The 17,908-nt window shown below is 37.4% G+C and carries 18 protein-coding genes; 3 read left to right on the plus strand and 15 right to left on the minus strand.

Features of this window, described 5'->3' with window-relative positions; all coding sequences use genetic code 11:
- Positions 1 to 13: 13 nt before the first annotated feature.
- The 6 genes from sapS to IGJ18_RS11535 all read right to left on the minus strand — a co-directional run bounded on the left by sapS (position 14) and on the right by IGJ18_RS11535 (position 5,651).
- The gene (sapS, locus tag IGJ18_RS11510; RefSeq protein WP_010720832.1) at positions 14 to 1,039 is read right to left on the minus strand and encodes a two-component system sensor histidine kinase SapS; all 1,026 of its coding nucleotides are present in this window, start codon (positions 1,037 to 1,039) and stop codon (positions 14 to 16) included.
- A 17-nt stretch (positions 1,040 to 1,056) separates the two neighbouring features.
- Positions 1,057 to 1,731, minus strand: a complete 675-nt coding sequence (sapR, locus tag IGJ18_RS11515) for a two-component system response regulator SapR (protein WP_010720833.1) — start codon at positions 1,729 to 1,731, stop codon at positions 1,057 to 1,059.
- A 176-nt stretch (positions 1,732 to 1,907) separates the two neighbouring features.
- The gene (locus IGJ18_RS11520; protein ID WP_205216483.1) at positions 1,908 to 2,522 is read right to left on the minus strand and encodes a DUF624 domain-containing protein; all 615 of its coding nucleotides are present in this window, start codon (positions 2,520 to 2,522) and stop codon (positions 1,908 to 1,910) included.
- Positions 2,523 to 3,377, minus strand: a complete 855-nt coding sequence (locus IGJ18_RS11525; RefSeq protein ID WP_053766292.1) for a carbohydrate ABC transporter permease — start codon at positions 3,375 to 3,377, stop codon at positions 2,523 to 2,525.
- Entirely contained in the window at positions 3,374 to 4,285 is a 912-nt protein-coding gene (locus IGJ18_RS11530) for a carbohydrate ABC transporter permease (RefSeq protein ID WP_010737122.1), read from the minus strand. The genes IGJ18_RS11525 and IGJ18_RS11530 overlap by 4 nt, the downstream gene beginning before the upstream one ends.
- Before the next feature lie 40 nt (positions 4,286 to 4,325).
- The gene (locus IGJ18_RS11535; RefSeq protein WP_438843343.1) at positions 4,326 to 5,651 is read right to left on the minus strand and encodes an ABC transporter substrate-binding protein; all 1,326 of its coding nucleotides are present in this window, start codon (positions 5,649 to 5,651) and stop codon (positions 4,326 to 4,328) included.
- A gap of 227 nt (positions 5,652 to 5,878) precedes the next feature.
- On the opposite strand from IGJ18_RS11535, the gene IGJ18_RS11540 reads away from it, so the two are divergent.
- Positions 5,879 to 6,709: a manganese catalase family protein gene (locus IGJ18_RS11540; protein ID WP_010720838.1), complete on the plus strand. Its 831-nt coding sequence runs from the start codon at positions 5,879 to 5,881 to the stop codon at positions 6,707 to 6,709.
- Positions 6,710 to 6,991: 282 nt separating this feature from the next.
- Here IGJ18_RS11540 and IGJ18_RS11545 read toward each other — a convergent pair whose 3' ends face one another.
- From IGJ18_RS11545 to IGJ18_RS11565, 5 genes are all read right to left on the minus strand, one after another.
- The gene (locus IGJ18_RS11545) at positions 6,992 to 7,393 is read right to left on the minus strand and encodes an organic hydroperoxide resistance protein (RefSeq protein ID WP_010720840.1); all 402 of its coding nucleotides are present in this window, start codon (positions 7,391 to 7,393) and stop codon (positions 6,992 to 6,994) included.
- Positions 7,394 to 7,546: 153 nt separating this feature from the next.
- Positions 7,547 to 7,753, minus strand: coding sequence for a hypothetical protein (locus IGJ18_RS11550; protein WP_010720841.1), 207 nt, complete (start codon positions 7,751 to 7,753; stop codon positions 7,547 to 7,549).
- A 2-nt stretch (positions 7,754 to 7,755) separates the two neighbouring features.
- Positions 7,756 to 9,291, minus strand: a complete 1,536-nt coding sequence (locus IGJ18_RS11555; protein ID WP_178305710.1) for a phosphomannomutase/phosphoglucomutase — start codon at positions 9,289 to 9,291, stop codon at positions 7,756 to 7,758.
- Between the two features lie 18 nt (positions 9,292 to 9,309).
- Positions 9,310 to 9,765: an arginine repressor gene (locus IGJ18_RS11560; RefSeq protein ID WP_010737119.1), complete on the minus strand. Its 456-nt coding sequence runs from the start codon at positions 9,763 to 9,765 to the stop codon at positions 9,310 to 9,312.
- 72 nt (positions 9,766 to 9,837) lie between these two features.
- Entirely contained in the window at positions 9,838 to 10,476 is a 639-nt protein-coding gene (locus IGJ18_RS11565) for a GyrI-like domain-containing protein (protein WP_096708744.1), read from the minus strand.
- Positions 10,477 to 10,689: 213 nt separating this feature from the next.
- Here IGJ18_RS11565 and IGJ18_RS11570 point away from each other — a divergent pair, with 213 nt between their 5' ends.
- Positions 10,690 to 12,063, plus strand: coding sequence for an MFS transporter (locus tag IGJ18_RS11570; protein ID WP_438843344.1), 1,374 nt, complete (start codon positions 10,690 to 10,692; stop codon positions 12,061 to 12,063).
- A 78-nt stretch (positions 12,064 to 12,141) separates the two neighbouring features.
- Complete coding sequence (locus tag IGJ18_RS11575) at positions 12,142 to 13,248, plus strand: NAD(P)/FAD-dependent oxidoreductase (protein WP_438843345.1); 1,107 nt, start codon at positions 12,142 to 12,144, stop codon at positions 13,246 to 13,248.
- A gap of 137 nt (positions 13,249 to 13,385) precedes the next feature.
- On the opposite strand, the gene IGJ18_RS11580 is transcribed toward IGJ18_RS11575, so the two are convergent.
- The 4 genes from IGJ18_RS11580 to IGJ18_RS11595 all read right to left on the minus strand — a co-directional run bounded on the left by IGJ18_RS11580 (position 13,386) and on the right by IGJ18_RS11595 (position 17,887).
- Positions 13,386 to 13,985 carry a LysM peptidoglycan-binding domain-containing protein gene (locus tag IGJ18_RS11580; RefSeq protein WP_010737115.1) on the minus strand — a complete coding sequence of 200 codons (600 nt, stop codon included), beginning with the start codon at positions 13,983 to 13,985 and terminating at the stop codon, positions 13,386 to 13,388.
- A 703-nt stretch (positions 13,986 to 14,688) separates the two neighbouring features.
- Positions 14,689 to 15,861 (minus strand): tRNA epoxyqueuosine(34) reductase QueG, encoded by a 1,173-nt coding sequence (queG, locus tag IGJ18_RS11585; protein ID WP_438843346.1) that lies wholly within the window; start codon positions 15,859 to 15,861, stop codon positions 14,689 to 14,691.
- A gap of 24 nt (positions 15,862 to 15,885) precedes the next feature.
- Complete coding sequence (locus IGJ18_RS11590) at positions 15,886 to 16,632, minus strand: hypothetical protein (RefSeq protein WP_010720849.1); 747 nt, start codon at positions 16,630 to 16,632, stop codon at positions 15,886 to 15,888.
- A gap of 304 nt (positions 16,633 to 16,936) precedes the next feature.
- Positions 16,937 to 17,887, minus strand: coding sequence for a metal ABC transporter substrate-binding protein (locus IGJ18_RS11595; protein ID WP_053766285.1), 951 nt, complete (start codon positions 17,885 to 17,887; stop codon positions 16,937 to 16,939).
- Positions 17,888 to 17,908 lie beyond the last annotated feature (21 nt).

Genomic DNA, 17,908 nt, shown 5'->3' on the forward strand with positions numbered 1-17,908 from the left:
TTCTAACTATTTTCTAACGTTTCTCATTATAGAAATTTAAGATTGGGAAAAACAGGGTCATCGTTGTTCCCTCTCCTACAATTGATTCAGCAAGTAGTTGGATCCCAAGTTTTTCAGCTAAGGATTTAGCCAAATAAAGCCCTAAACCAGTAGAATGTGTTTTACTCAATCGTCCATTAGAACCTGTGAATCCTTTGTCAAAAATCCGCGACAAGTCTTCTTTAGGAATACCGATGCCCGAGTCTTTGATGGCTAAAGAGATCCCTTGTTGGTTCTTTTCGATCGAAATGATGATTTCTCGATGGTCAGGTGTATATTTAATCGCATTGCTCAAAATTTGTTTGAATATAAAAGCTACCCACTTGGCATCTGTTAAAACTCTTTGATCTTCTCCAATAATCTCATACCGAAGATTTTTTTGAATAAAGTAATTTGCCTGACTGCGAATCACTGGCTGAATGATGCTTTTTAATTCATACTCTTGGATTAAATAATCTCTCGAAAAACTATCCAACCGTGCATAATAAAGAACTTGTTCTACATATTCATCGATTTTGGCTAGTTCGTTTTCTAGTAGGGTATATTTTTGATCATCAATATCAAATTCAATCGAACGCACCAAGAGTTCAGAGGCTGCTAAAGGCACCTTGATTTCATGGACCCACGAATCAATGTAATCTTTTTGATCCTGTTGGTTACTAATCGCCTCTTGCATGACTTCTTGGTGCTCACGGATCAATTGATTGATATAATCTTCGACTAATTTTTCTTCTTCTGTATGACCGCCACTCAAATAACTTTGTAGCGGAGATATTTGTTTGAGATCGGCAAGTTTTTCCCACCAATGACGTTTGCTTAAATAACGGACAAGTAAATAAAAAAACAAAAATACGGCTTGAATAAGCGCCAGATAGCCAACCATCGTCCAGTCGACTAAAATATTAGGTGCTAACCACATGACAAAAATCGTTAGCAAGACAAAAAAGAGCCAGCCTAAGAGCAACGACCATTGATCCTTTAAGTATTTAAAGAAATTCATTATTTATTTTCATCCTTTCAGGGAACAATATAGCCCTGCCCGACTTTTGTTTCGATATATCCTTTGATCCCTGCTTGTTCGATTTTCCGACGTAAACGATTGATATTGACTGTCAATGTATTGTCATCAACAAACCGCTCATCATCCCATAATGCTCTCAATAACTTTTCTCTGCTAAGGATTTTCCCATGTTGCTTCATCAAGATAAATAGTAATCGATATTCGTTCTTACTTAAATCGATGATTTCACCGTTGATTTCCATACTCCCATTATCAACATTCAACGTGATCCCATTATGACTCATGACTTCACTCGACAGTTCCCCATAATTGTATGAACGTCGCAATAAAGCATTGATTTTGGCAATCAGCACATCAATTTGAAAAGGCTTGGTGACAAAATCATCTGCGCCCATATTCATCGCCATGATCATATCCATATTGGTATTTCGACTGGAGATGAAAATAATCGGCACTTTGGAGACTTCTCGAATTTTTTGACACCAGTAGTAGCCATCAAAGACCGGAAGATTGATATCTAATAAAACAAGTTGAGGTTCTTCTTTTTCAAAGTCTGCAAATACTTGATTAAAATCAGAGGTACCGAACGTTTCAAACTGCCACTTTTCCAGTTCTTCCATGATGAGTTGGCGGATGATTTCTTCATCTTCTACAACCATAATTTTTGCCATCTTGTTGTCCTCCTACTTCTTTCTTGCTATAACCATAACAAAGAAGGCCGAACGTGACAAGTAACCATATTTCCAACTATTTCTCTCTCCATACGACTTACATCTGAAACGATGGGTTTATTCCTCAATATTTAGTCAGGTAGTTGATTCTTTCATCGCAAATTTTTTGACTATTCTTAAACTTTTGAAGGGCTCTTTATTTCTTTCCGTCCAAAAAACAAAAAAGTTTGTAAATAAAGCAAGGAACTTCCTCCGACTAAAACCACATAAATAGGTCCCAGGAAGAATAAAAAAAGCAGTAGTAGCAGGGTTCCCCCTAAATGTAAGAGAGCGTTTTTCCATTGATAAAAAAATAAAATAAAAGCAGTAAAAAGAGGGACTTCGTTTGCTCTCTCTAGTTGGAGCAACATACGGTAGCTAACCATCACGATACTTAAAAAAAGGATACTTAACGAAGCATACATCAATATCAATCCCCATGCTCCGCCCCAGTAAAGAAAAATACGACTATCAATTAGTAAAAGCAATAAATAGAAACTGACTATGAGGTCTTGCTTACAATAGGTCAAAAAATTATGACGAAGTTCTTGCCAAAACAACGTATGGATCTTTTTCTCTTCGTTTTTGTGGTAGTGATAAATGGTAGACATAACCGTACGACTAGCACTGCCAATCGTCAACAGCGGTAAGCTAGTTAATAGCCATAAGGATTGCAAAATAAGCAATGACGGAATCCATTCAATGACTGTCAAAAAATGCTGATTGATTTTTTCACTATGAATTTTATTCATTTAGCCTTTTGACCCTCCTGTCAAATCCATTCCTTCAATAAAGTAACGTTGCGCAAAAAAGAACATCAAAATCGTTGGGATCAAAACAAGTGTGGCTCCTGCCATCAAATAATTCCATTGAGTCGTCGCCTGATTTTGGAAAACTTGCAACCCAATCTGTAAAGTATACTTCTCTTGATCTTGGATGTATAATAACGGCCCTAAAAAATCGTTCCAAGCCGCATTGAATGAATTGATCGCAATCGTGATTAACGCTGGTTTAGTCAGCGGCAGCATCAGACGGCTCCAAATATAGAAATGATTTGCTCCATCGATTTCTGCCGCTTCAATTAATTCATCATTGATGGATAAATAAAATTGACGCATCAAAAATATATTAAATGCATTGCCGAAAAATGATGGAACGATCAATGGTAAATAAGTTCCTACCCAGCCTATTTTTGAGAATAGAACATATTGGGGGATCATGGTCACAAAACCTGGAATCATCATCGTAGAAAGGACTAAAGCAAACATTAGCTTTTTTCCTGGAAAATCTAATTTCGCAAACCCATAGGCAATGAAGGAATTCGAGAGAACATTGCCAAATACCACTAAGACTGTGATCAATAAAGTATTCCTTGCATAACGCCAGAAGGGGAAAGCAGTAATGGTATCCAGATAGTTTTGCCAAACAATTTTTTCTGGAAAAAAGGTTGGAGGATAACGTACGATCTCTTCCATTGGTTTTAAAGAAGTAAATACCATCCACAATAATGGTGTGATCAATACGATCCCGATAGCAGTCATGAGGAGATAACTAACGATTTTTTTGGTTTGACGATTAACACTTGTTCTTTTGAAATATTCCATCATTTGCCATCACCTCCAGAGTAATAGACCCATCTAGGTGCCAGTTTCAAATTAATAAAAGTCAACACTAACACTATTAAAAATAGGATCATTGACATCGCCATTGCGTACCCCATGTCGAATGCGACAAAAGCTTTATTCCACATATGAAGATTATAAAATAGTAAAGAGTTAGCTGGTCCTCCTGTCCCATTTTTAGTCATCACATAAGCCTCTTGGAAAATTTGAAAAGAGCCGATCGTTGAAGTAATCACATCGTAAAAGATAATTGGTGTGATCAACGGCAACGTGATATTTTTAAATTTTCCCCATACGCCAGCACCATCGATCGCTGCTGATTCGTATAAAGAGCGTGGAACGTTTTGCAAAGTCGCTAAATAAAGCAGCATTGCTCCGCCAGAACTCCAGATCTTCATTAAAATCAAAGCTGGCTTTGTCCAGTTAGGATCAAACAACCAGGCTGGTCCAGAAATATTGAACCAACCTAGAAACGTATTGATCAACCCGGCAGAAGGTGAGAGCAGCTGCATCCATAAAATATAAACAGCAACACCAGATAGGACTGCGGGTAAATAAAACATCGTTCGGAAAATACTAATTCCTCTGATCTTTTGATTTAAAATCGTTGCTAGAAATACGCTAAACATTGTGGTTAAAGGAACATTGAATAGGACGAAATACACTGTATTGTATAATGATTTCCAAAAAAGATCATCGTGTAGAAACATCCGTCTAAAATTAGCTAATCCAATGAAATTCATTTTAGAAGTCAAATTATAATCAGTGAAACTTCCGATAACAGAAAAAAGCATGGGCCCTAACATAAAGACGACAAAGCCAATAATAAAAGGCGAGATAAATAAATAGGCCCATCTTGCCTCTTTTTTCTTTCGGATCGATAAACGCTTCATTTTCTTGCCTCCTTTTTTCTTTCAATTAGTCAACAGGTGATTAGTTATTTTGTTTTACTAAATTCTCCACCGCTTTTTGAGCATCAGCTAAACCTTCTTTTGGTGTTTTTGTTCCTAAAAGAATTTGATCGATTTGCTCATTCACTAGTGTCGTATAATCTGGTGCCGCTAATGGAACAGGTGTAATGACCGTATTTTTGAAATTCTCATCAGCCATTTGATAGATCATTCGTCCCTTGTCACTTAGCTGTTCATTCTTCACTAAGTTCTCATTGGCTGTTTTACTTGCCATGATATCAAAACTCTTTTCGCCAAATTTTTCTTGAACTTCTGGTGAAGAAAGATACTTGATAAAGTCATAAGAAGCTTCTGGATCTTTCGCCCCATAAGGTACTTCGAGTACAAAGCCGCCGCCCCATGACCAATGACCAGAACCTTTTTCTTTTTCTGGAAGCGGAATGACACCAAAATCAAAATCTTCTGGAGCATTTTCCATCAAGCTCGAATAATAATTGATATTTTGGGCACGCATTGCGACTAAACCTGAGATGAATGGATCAGAAACACCTGAGCCAAATTCTGCCTCTAATTTATTGATCGTATCTTTCCCATAATAGTCTTGCCAATCTTGGATCCACTCTAATGCTTCGACTTTATTCTTCGTATCGATTTTGATTTTGTCGTCTTGATCAAACCAGCTTGTCCCATTATCTGCATTTAATGCCCAGACATCTGCCCCTAAATTCCATAAAGGATAAAATCCAATTCGTGTGAATTCTTTTTTATCTTTTTTATCCAATTGATGGGCAGTTTTTTCTAATTCATCCCATGTAGTTGGTAAATCTTTTTCAGCGATTCCTGCTTCTTTAAATAATTTTTTATTATAAAAAATAACTTGAGTATCTGTGTTGAACGGAATCGCATAGGGATCACCTTTGTACTCCACTGTATCCCACAATTGTGGATAAAAATCTTTTGAGGTCTCTTCATCTACATATTTAGATAAGTTTGTGGCCTGTTGCGCTTCAGCTCTTTGAGCAACTGAATTGATATCTTGAACAATCACGTCTGGTGCATTCCCCGCTGTAATCGCTGACAATGATTTGGTCCAAATATCCCCCCACGGTTGGTATTTATAATTTACTTGGATCTTATCTTGTGATTGATTGTAATCGTCAATGATCTCTTCGATCACTTCTTTACGTGCTCCTGATCCCCAAAATGACCAGAAATCAATAGTTTTCTTCCCGTTACTTGTTTTTTCAGATGAACTAGCTGCGTTTGACTTTGCACTACTTGAACCACAGCCTCCCAACAAAAATAATGCTGTACTTGCCAGCACCCCAGTAACTAACAACTTTTTCATTTTATCCCTCCGTTTTTTAATAAAAAGGTTATCTTTTGTCATTTGCAACCGATAACATTTTAATATAACGATATCATTTTAATCAGAAAATAACAATTCATTAGGCGCGTCTACTCATATATCAGATTAAATCTACCACTATATTTTTTCTAAGCATTTCCTTTGTGTTTTCTCATTTTAAAGCGCAGAATGTAAATGTATTAATAAAAGATTAGGAGGAATTTTTGATGTTCAGACACCAAAAGGAACTACAGTTTGAAGCAAAACCAGATCGTCCGAATCCGTTAATCGCAAAATATTTACAAGAGCTTATCGGTGGACAATACGGAGAAATGAGTGTGGCAATGCAATACTTGTTTCAAGGTTGGAGCTGCCGAGGAGAAGAAAAATATAAAGACATGTTAATGGATATCGCAACAGAAGAACTTGGACATGTCGAAATGTTAGCAACGATGGTCGCACGATTATTAGAAGATGCGCCAGTTGAAGACCAAGAAGAAGCAATGAAAAAAGATCCTACGATCGGCGCAATCATCTCTGGTATGAATCCTCAGCATGCAATTGTCGCTGGCTTAGGACCACGCCCTGCTGATAGTGTTGGCAACCCTTGGAGTGGCGGTTATATCGTTGCAAGTGGAAACTTGTTAGCTGATTTCCGTGCCAATCTAAATGCTGAATCTCAGGGACGGTTACAAGTCGCTCGTATCTATGAAATGATCGATGACCGTGGCGTCAAAGACTTATTAGCAGTCTTGCTTGCAAGAGATAGTTATCATCAAAACTTATGGGCAAGTGCCGTGAAAGAATTAGAAGAAAATGAAGGCTCCATTCTTGTACCAAGTACGTTCAATCGTGAAAACGAACGAAAAGATATCGCCTATGACTTTTATAATTTCTCAGAAGGTGATGAAAGCAGTAAAGGCTCTTGGGCAAGTGGCGAAGCCTTAGATGGTGAAGGCGAATACCAATGGTTAGCAGAACCAAAAATTGAAGGTGATAAACCAAAATTACAACGGGTTACACCAAAAATGTATGGAACACCGCCAAGTAAAAAATAAAGCATGCAAAAGTGGTTATGTCCAACATCCTTTGGGTCCTTACCACTCAACAGAATAAAAATAAGAATGATCGACCTGCAAGCCTTTGCTATCCTACTAAAGACAGTAGAAATGCTTGCTGGTCGATCATTTTTTAGCTTCTATTGGCATTTATAAGCCAAGAATAGTTTGAGACTCGTCACCATCATTTTTAGGACCGATAGAAAATTCTACCGGTCCTGTTTTTTATAAAAAAAGTAGTTATCTAAAGGTACTTACTTCTTCCTTAGATAGAAAAATCGTTTAAACTGTCACTACCTCAACATCAATATTTCCTCTTGTCGCTTTTGAATAAGGGCAGTAATCATGGGCATCTTCCGCTAATTGCTTGGCTTGTTCCTCGCTCACATCGTCAACATGTACTTCTAAGACCACACCGATTTTATAACCACCCTCATCAAGTGTGTAAAGTGAAACCCGTGCTTTAACTGTGGAGTCTACGGACAAATTAGCTTCTTTGATCATATGTTGCAGTGCACCATTGAAACATGAGGCATAGCCCGCAGCAAATAGTTGTTCCGGATTTGTTCCTTCAGCATGGATGCCTGGAGGAGTGATCTTCATTTGCATCGAACCATTTGGTGCTGCTACTTCGCCTTCTCGTCCACCATGATTGATCATCGCTGTTTCGTATAATTTTTTCATTGTACTGCTCCTTTCGATATGACACTTCGTCTATTACCAGTGTAAGCATATCTAGCAATTTGTTCAAAAATTCTGCTCCTAGATTCATACTGCAACGATTGAGGACTTCTTGATTAACATGAGCATTTTAGTTTATTTTCTCATGAAAGTTACTTATTCAAAAACAAGGATGCCATCTTCAATGATTTTTCCAAAAAAGAGAAAAATACCACTCGTAAATAATAAAGTCATGTTTGTTCCCAAATAAATAGCTAATTTCTCTACACAATTTTTGATATGATTGATTCTAAGATAAAGAAAAACTAAAAAATTAACACCATAAACTAATACAGTCAAAAAAATTACTATGTTCGCAACCATTTTTACTTTTCATTTCCCTTCGCTTCCTTAGTATCCACTATCAGTGGTTCAACATTTGAGTATTTCTTTAAATGTTCCGCAAGTAGCTGTAAAACGTGTTGATTTTTTCCAACTTCATCATTTTCGATCTGGAGCACCAGTAATGGCTCATGCAAACTTGCTCGTAATAAAAACCAGCCATTCCCATATGGTTCTTTTAGATCGTAACGAATTCCTTCTTCATTTTCCGGATGAAATACCAGCCCCTCTTCGTTCAATTCGTTCACTAGCCCTTGAATAATTGTTGCCCCTTGTTTTTTCGGATCCTCTCCACTAAGCCTTAACCTAATTTCTTGTACTTCTTGTGGCTGTTTTAAGTCGTGGATAATCTCTTCCAACGTTTGTTCTGTTTGTTTCAGTTCTGGCAAAAGCATCAAAATTTTTGCAATGACATAGGCACCATCATCTAAAAAATAATTTTCCTTGAATGCTGCATGCCCACTTGTTTCAATCGCTAATGGAACATTGATTCCTTCTTTATTGCATGCAATTGCACGATTGATGACATTACGATAACCTGAAATGTAACGATCTTGTTTGCCACCTTTTTCTTCAATAAACGTTTCTAGGTGATTAGACGTTGGTGAATTAGTTACGATCGTCGCTCCAGGGTATTCTTTTAACACGATCGTACTTAATAAGGCGATCAAATTGTTACGATTGATCACTTGACCACTTGCACTGACTACTGCCGAACGGTCAACATCCGTATCAAAGATCACTCCTAAATCGGCTTGACTTTCTAAAACAGCTTGCTTGATACTTGCCATGGCTTCAGCATTATCTGGATTCGGGATATGGTTCGGAAAATGACCATCGGGCTCTAAAAATTGCGAACCTGTCGTATCTGCCCCTAATCGTTGTAGTACTTTTTCAGCAAAAAAACCACCGGAGCCATTTCCTGCATCTACGATGATCCGCCAGCCAGCTAACGGTTTTGTGTCAGACATTCCTTTCTTTCTAATACCATTTTTGATTTTTTGAACTAAGTCTTCTGCATAAGGTGTTAACAGATCAGCTTTTTGGACTGTCCCCTTATGATTGGTTTTATTTGGTGTTGTTTCTGATAAAATAAATGCGATATCTTCTTTTTCTGCGCCGCCATTAGCTGTAAAAAACTTCATGCCGTTAAAGTAAAACGGCAAATGACTAGCTGTTAGCATCACACTTGCATCACACTGGAATTGAGAAAACTGAGTAGCCATAAACATCGCCGGTGTCGTAGCTAACTCAAAATCAAGAACATTTATGCCTTGTTCGATTAATCCGTCAATCAGCGCTTTTTCTAACGTTGGACCACTGATTCGACTATCCCGCCCCACTCCTACCGTTAATTTACCTTCTTGATATTTGCGTGGATGATCCCTTTTTAACCAATTAACCAAGCCACAACTTATTTTTTGGATTTCAGCTGGTGTCAAATTAGCTGAATGTGTTTCCGTCGTCATGGCAATCCCTCGAATATCAGATCCGTTTTGTAGCGCTTTCAACAAAGACATAAATCATTCTCCCTTCTTTTATTCCCTCATTCTTTCTAATTTTTCTGCAAAATCTTGTGCTTCTTCTTCCGAACGGCAAATCACAATGAATGTATCCACTCCAGCAATCGTTGCAACAACTTCTGGATAAGCGACTTCATCTAACCAATTGGTTACGACATCCGCCCCATCTTTTTCTGTTAGCACCACGATCATAAATTGAACAACTTGTATTTTCAAAACTTCTCTTTTAACAGCTGCTTGTAGTCGTTCTTCATGTAACGTTTCAGCAGGCTGACTGAACAGATTGTAACGAACTTGCTTATTTTCATCCGTAGACTTCACTAACTTCAGCTCACGGATATCACGCGAAATAGTTGCTTGAGTGGCTGTCACCCCTGCGTCTTGAAGACAAAGCAATAGTTCTTCTTGTGTGCTGATTGGTTTTTCTGTGATGATCTGACGAATCAATGCTTGTCGTTGGATTTTTTTCATAGCGGACACCTCTTGTCTTTGATTATAGCAAAAAAATAATCGTTTTTCTGCCTTTTTTGGTATTTTTTACTTTTATTTTTTTAGTTGATTTTTTGGCGCAATCTTGACACGTAAAATCGTTCTCAGTTTTTCTGGGTTGGCTCTGCGCGGATCACCTAAATAAATTTCTTTATGTTCTTTAGCTATCCGTTGATACCCCTGCTCTTCGATAAACGTTGCTAATTTTTCAAAGGTTTGTGGCTCATCCTCATACGGTCCCACATGAAGCATCTGAGCGACTAATCCTTCATCCATGCTACTAAATACTACTTGGTCGAACAAATCATTGGGAATTTTGTCCGCTACACGTAGTAGAGCCTCATGTGCAACTTCTTTCGTCACAAATTCAGGTTGTTTGATCATGATCTGATAAGCAAAATGACTCTTCTTCATTACTTTTTCTTGCAAATAAGCTTCTTGTAATCCCCAATGTCCTTCTAATGGATAAACAGTGTAGGGAAGATAGTTAGGAATCTGCCAATTTTTCTTTGGGGCCATTCGGATCGCATAACTAACAGCATATAAAGCTGCCACTCGTCGCTGAAAATCGTCTTCATTTGGATCCCCTACTCCTTTTATGCTAAAAAAATTCTGTGGAGATAACGTTAAGATCTGTGGCTTTTTTTTACTACTATAACCTGGTTCCGTTTTTTTCCAATCAATCGTAGCCATTTTTTCCTCCTGCGATGATTTATTCTCTACTATCATAACTCTTTTCAAAAGACTTGGCTAACCTGGTTGACACTTTTTTTACCTCTATGCTAGAATAAGCGATGGAAATAAATCGTACAGATAACACGTATATTACGTGTCGAGAGAGAGGCGGTTTCTATTTTTATAATAGAAATCACTCTCTTTTTTTACGAAATTTTTTGAGGTGAGGATATGACAAAACAAAAACAATTACTCTTAGTACCTGCAGTCATCGCAACCGGCATGATGTCTTTTGCGGGAGTGTTGATCGAAACAGCAATGAACGTCACATTTCCAACGTTGATCAACCAGTTTCAATTAACGACTGCACAAGTTCAATGGGTGACAACGATTTACCTGCTGATGATCTCGATCATCGTGCCATTATCAACTTATTTAACACGAAATTTCAGCCTTAGAAGTCTCTTTTTACTTTCGAACCTGCTTTTTTTAGCAGGAATCATTGTTGACTTCTTTTCTCCGACTTTCTTCATTTTATTACTTGGTCGGCTTTTACAAGGGGCAGCTACCGGGATTGCTTTACCACTAATGTTCCATATTATTTTGACCTTTGCGCCTATGAACCGCCGCGGAGCGATGATGGGGGTGGGAACACTGACCACAGCAATTGCTCCGGCTATCGGGCCAACATACGGGGGAATCTTAACTTCAAATTTCACTTGGAATCATATCTTTCTTTTCTTGATTCCTATTTTGATTCTTTCTCTTGGCATCGGCTTGGTTGCTATTCCTTCAATGCCCGTTCAAAAAAGTGGACGTTTGGATGTGTTGAGTGTATTTAGTTTGTGTTTATTATTTAGCGGTAGCTTAACGTTTTTGAGTATGCTAGGACAACCGCTTAGTTGGTTTGCGTTACTAATAGCGATTATTGGTGGGATCCTTTTTTACCAACGAACAAAAAAAGCCGATTATCCATTGATCCAACTAACCATTTTTTCTAATAAAACATTTCGCTTGTTCTTATTTAGCTTTTTAATCTACCAGTTCTTATTGCTAGGCGTTTCTTTTGTCTTACCAAATTTTGTTCAGATTGTTCAAGGAAACAGTCCTTTCATCGCTGGAATCGCCATGCTGCCAGGAGCTACGATTGGCGCTGTATTATCGCCGTTTTCTGGAAAACTGCTTGATCAACACGGTCCCAAAAAACCGATTTTTGCCGGATTACTCCTTGCTCTTGTTGGTTGGTCCGCACTAGTCTTTCTTCTAGGACATGTTTCATTGCTATTGTTGATTACTTGCCACGTGATCTATATGATAGGGATTGGTTTGTCTTATAGCAATATGATGACCACTGGGATGAATGCTTTAACGGATGACTATCAAAGTGATGGCAATGCTGTTTTTAATACCTTACAACAATTTTCTGGTGCCATTGCTACTTCATTAGTGGCAATCATTATCAACCTTATTCAAGCGCATGCTGATTTGAGCTATAAAGTCGCCACGACATTCGGTTCACAAGTTGCTTTAGGTGTATTACTTCTTCTATTAGTTATCAGCTTTATCTTATTTATTCGTTATAGTTTAACTACAAAACATTCATGATTGATTGAAACGGCAGTCGTTTGCAACTGCCGTTTTTTTGTGCAAAAATACAATTTGTAAGTAAAGGAGGAATCAAACATGGAAAAAATCGCCATTATCGGTGGTGGAATCATCGGTATGACATTAGCCAATTATGTTGATACTACAAAATACAGCATCACCTTATTTGACCATGGAATCGGTCAGGCAACCAAAGCAAGTGCGGGAATCATTTCTCCATGGTTATCCAAAAGAAGAAATAAAACATGGTATCGTTTAGCCAAAGACGGTGCGGCATTTTTCCCAAAATTAGTGCAAGATTTCGCACTTGATCCGACCATTTATGCTCGTTCCGGTACACTCTTGCTTCGACCAAAAGAACAATTAGCAGAATTACTTGATCTTGCAGAAGAACGAAAAAAAGAGGCACCTGAGATCGGAGAAATCCATTTATTAAAAGCGGATCAAACAGCTGATTTACTTCCTTTATTAAAACCGACCCCCTCTTTATTCATCACTGGTGGTGGCCGTTTAGACGGAAAAGCTTACCTTCATTATTTAACGGCACGCTTGAAAAGGGCTGGTGTAACAGTAATAAACGATAAGATTCGCCTACAAAAAAGGAATGATGATTGGCTGATCCTCGGAGAGTTTGGTGAAGAACCGTTTGACCGTGTCATTTTGACTCCTGGACCTTCCTTGAAGCCTTTATTGGAACCATTAGGCTATCAGGTCGATCTTCGTCCTCAAAAAGGGCAGTTGATCGCTTTTACTACTCATCAGCTCCAAAGCCAAAAATGGCCTGTTGCCATGCTAGATGGAGAAGCAGACCTCATTCCCTTCAATGACGGAAAAATCTTATTGGGCGCTACACATGAAAATGAACAAGGATGGGATCTGACTCCTACTAATGAAGCATTTTTACAGTTGACTGAACAGACAAAAGCTTTTTTTGTACAACCAGAAAAATTACTTTCACAGCCTTATCAGTTACAAGTAGGAACGAGGGCATATACGTCTGATTTTGCTCCGTTTTTTGGTCCTTTATTCGATGAACCAAATCTGATCGTCGCAAGTGGACTCGGTTCTTCTGGTTTGACGACTGGTCCTTATATCGGTTATCTCTTAGCTGAATTTATAAACACTGGTACGTGGCATGGAACGGACTATCAAAAAGATCTCCATAACTACATCAAGAAAACCTAAGATGAACAAAGAGATAACTATTTCATTCATCTTTATTTTTCGTCATTACTGTCTCATCCCTAAACAGCAAAAAAAACCAAGAAATCGAATGACACGATTTCTTGGTTTTGTCTTTTTATTAGTATTCAATAATCGACTTAGTACCAGCCGTTTGCTAACCAGAATGCTTGAGCAGCATCCCATGAGCCATAACGTGATGATACATATTGATCAGCTACGCGTTCTTGGTTTGCAGCAGAGTAGTCACCATTTAAGTATGATGCATCTAATTGGTAACGTCCGATGTAACGGCCGTTAGTTGCTGTGTAAGAACCGCCTGATTCTTTATTCGCAATCCATTCTTTTGCAGAACTTGAATTGCTTGGAGCTGTTGCTGTTTGAGCAGCTGGAGCAGCAGGTGTTACTTCAACTGTTTTAACTGGAGCAACATATGTATGTTCTTCCGTTACTGTTTCAGTTGTTTTTGGTGCTTCGACTGTTTTTGCTGAAGCATCACTTGAAGTCGGGATCGTTAATTCTTCGCCAACGTAGATGCGGTTGATGTCTTTGATACCATTTTTTTCAGCGATTGCATCGATCAATGAGTTATCTCCAACAAATTTTTGTGAGATTTTTGATAGTGAATCACCTGATTTAATTGTATAGACTTCGTCAGCATGAGCAGTTGTTCCTACAAACATTGCAGTTGCACCAGCAGCAAAAGTTGTTCCTAAAACGATCTTCTTAATTGAATTCATGTTTATCTCCTTTTTTTTCCATGTATTTATCAACGTCATTAACTTTATCATCTAGAAATATTTCATAGGTAAAAGAAATATGACATTTAATGACAAAATATCCTAATTTTTAACATTTGTAACATAACTCTGGACAAAAAAGTACGACTAAAGTCCTAGAACCCTTATCTCATAAGAAAGAAACCGTTTTTTAACATTTTCTTATAAAGTTTAGAAAATCTTATATTTTGTAATATTTCTAGTATTTTTTTTAACTTTTTTGATTTTTTTGTTTAATTTATCCTTTTTTTTAGTAATTATGTGTCAAAACGACAAAAAATTGAGTAATTATTACAACCTTTACTAAAAAATTTTAGGATAAGTTTTTTAATATTTTTGAAATTTCTGGTATTTCTAGATTTTTTGCTAAAAAAACCGATAGTATTCTATTTTTTGAACTGCTTCAATTACAAACGAGTCGAACATTCAGTGGATTATACTACTCTAAGTATTGAAATTTTCTAATACAGATTCTTTTTATTATTTAGTTATGATCCATTATTTTACTTCAATCAATAAAAAGACTAGAACAAACTAACTGTCCTAGTCTCTTTGTCGTACTACGCTTGTTTTAGCATAATACTCTATTTTTTTCTTATTATAGAAGTGAAAGGAATCTTGTACATAAAATTTTCTCTTATTCGCTCGGAGCTGACCGCTTCTTTCATGTCCTCTTTTTTCGCTTCGTTTTCTTGGCTAACATTTCTTGCGCTTCTATAATTTCTGTGATCACTTCTTGGTCTTCTTCGCGTTGTTTCATTTGCTCTAAAGTTTCCAACCATTTTTCTGGTTCTTTTCTTCCTAAACGTCCAATCGACCAAGCAGCGGTTGCTCGAATAACTGGTCGAACATCACTTAAGCAGCTTTCGATCTCAGGTAACGCCAAAGTATCCCCCAGGTTTGCTAAAGCAATCAAGGCGTTTCTTTGCAATGGTTTTTTTCCTCGCCAAGAACCAGCTAAATGCCCAAATTGTTGTTTAAACTCTTTATTTGATAAAGAAAGCATTGGTTTTAATTTCGGATAGACTTCTTCTACTTTTGGTTCCATTTCTTCATGGAAATGGAAATCTTTCCCTTGATTATAAGGACAGACTAACTGACAGATATCGCACCCGTAAATGACATTTCGCATTTTTTTCCGATACTCATTTGGCATTAGCCCTTTGGTTTGGGTCTGATAAGATAAACATCTTTGTGCATTCATCCTGCCATCGCCTAACAAAGCTTTTGTCGGACAAGCTGTCACACAACGAGTACAATCACCACAGCCAAAAACACCTGGTTCATCAGGTTCAAATACGATATTGGTGACAATTTCTCCAAGATACACGAATGAACCGTATTCTTCTGTGATCAGCAACCCATTTCGACCAATAAATCCTAGTCCTGCTCTTTGTGCAACAGCCACATCTACTAATTCTCCAGTATCCACTTGTGGGGCAAACCGCCAAGCTTCTTCTTGTTGCCAGACACTTGCTCTGCTTTGGATAAAAGTAATCAATTGATTGAGACGGTCACGTAAAATATCATGGTAATCGATTCCCCAAGATGCCCGCGCAAATTGTCCTCTTTTTTCATCTTTTGGGACCTCTTCATGGATCTTGGTTGGATAAGCTAAAGCAATAGCGATAATCGATTGTGGGCGATCAAAAGTTTTTTCTAAATATAAACGTTCTTCAATCACTGGATGTTCAAATCCCGAAGTATGTCCAGCGGCTTTTTGTTCTTCTAAAGACTCTTTTAAATAATCAAAGGGTTCTGCCGTCGTAAATCCGATTTTATCAATACCTAAACGTTTGCTTTCTTCAATGATTTCTTCTTTTAAGGTTTTTGTCATCTTTTCCACCTATTCAAATAATTGCTAGCGACTATAAATTCCGTAATAAAGCCGATCTCTTTTTAGCTGGACAAATTGGATCTGTTGATCTGCGATCTTTCGTTCTTCCATCCATCTTTTTCTAGTAGCAAAGATTTCCCAATAGTTGAGAGACAACCATTTTCTTTGGTTATCTAGCGCTTGAAAAAAGTTGAGCGATACTGGCTTAGTATGCAACAATTCATGCAATCGAACCTGTTCTACTGCGGAAAAAGTGGATAAATCTCTGGAATATAATGTTTCTTCGTAGAGATTCTTTTGCTGCGAGTAGGTAAATGTTTGTGGAATATCTCCTGGGCGGGCAATCAAAACCAAACGATTATAGAATGTATTCATTAGTTTACTATTTGCAATAAACGAACTTTTATAATAAGCCGATTGAATTTTTTCAATGACCCCTTCTGTCCCCATTGTGGAAAATAATGCTGGCCATGCCTTGATATTGATTTCATTATTTTGTTTCACTAATACTCCTGGAATAAATCCAACAGAAGAAATCGAGACAAAATAACCAATTCCAGTCTGTTCATCTAATGGCTGAAATTCATCAAAAAGCCATTTCCCCGGATAACGTTCTTCTACATCCGATTCACTTGGACTTGCTATGAATAATTTAGCCATTTCTGTTTCAAGAAATTGAAGGTCTTGATCTTTATCAGAGCTATCCTGTTGTTCGATCACTTTAAGGATTTCTTCTTTGATTAGTTGTTTATCTTTACGCGTAAAATTCATAGCTTTACCTTCCTTTCTTATCTTTAACTATAACGGAAAACAACAAAAAAAGGTATCCGAAACTAACAAAAAGCAGACGTTTTTTTTATTTTTTTACTTGCAAAATAAGTGAGCTTTCGCTTGATCTCCGTTCCACATAAATCAGGGTAAATGAATCCTCCTGCTTCTTGTTTTTTTAATCTTGATTTTTAGCATAAATAAGCCGAAGAAATCAAAATCTAATGAACTGATTTTGATCTCTTCGGCTGGCTATTTAGCACGCATTCTTTTCTAGTTTTTTTGAATGAAAGTTATTTTGTACCATTTATTTTTCTTGAGTCAACCCATCATGGATCGTTCGGATATTCCAGTCCATCATCTTATAATAAGAATCTCCTGGTTTGCCTTCCTTATCGATAGAGTCTGTATATAATCGATCATAGATAGCTACTCCCGTTTCTTTCGCCACACGTTCCATGCTTCTAGGATCAACACTTGTTTCGACAAACAAAGCGGGTACTGCAGAGTCTCTTACTTGATTGATGATTCGTTTCATTTGTTCAGGAGTTCCCTGACTTTCTGTATTGATTTCCCAAATATAACTTGCTGGGATCCCATAAGCTTTTGAAAAATATTTGAAGGCTCCTTCACTCGTTACTAATAATCTTTTATCTTCAGGAATTGTTTGAAAGTTTGTTTTAGCTTTTTCATCCAATTCGCTCAACTTTTCAATATATTTTTTTGCGTTTTCTTCATAGACTGCTTTATTTTCAGCATCTTTTTCTGAAAAGATACGGGTAATTTCTTCTACATATTTCATCCCATTCGATAAATCTAACCAGGCATGAGGGTCAGCTTTACTCTTGGAAGTCCCACCTGATAAATAAATGGGTGTTACTTTTTTACTCACTGCAAAATAATCTTTCTCTTCTTTTTTATGTGTGGTTTCCATTAAATTCGTAAACCAGCCATTACCAGTTTCTAGATTTAGCCCATTATATAAAATCACATCGGCATCACTCGCTTTTTTGATGTCTTCTGGTAACACTTCATATTCATGAGGATCTGTTCCTACAGGCACGATACTATGAACAGCTACATGTTCCTTTCCTACTTCTTTTGCCATATCCGCTAAGATAGAGTTGGTTGCTACAACATTCAATGTTTCTTTAGTCGTTTCTTTATTAGCTTCCTGCTTTTCTTGACTGCCACAGCCCACTAACAAAAAGAAACTTGCGAACATTACCAAAAAAATCCGATAGTTATTGGTTTTCATCTCATTACTCCTTTTTTCAAA

The organism is Enterococcus sp. AZ078, from assembly GCF_051714985.1.
GTDB lineage: Bacteria > Bacillota > Bacilli > Lactobacillales > Enterococcaceae > Enterococcus_B > Enterococcus_B hirae.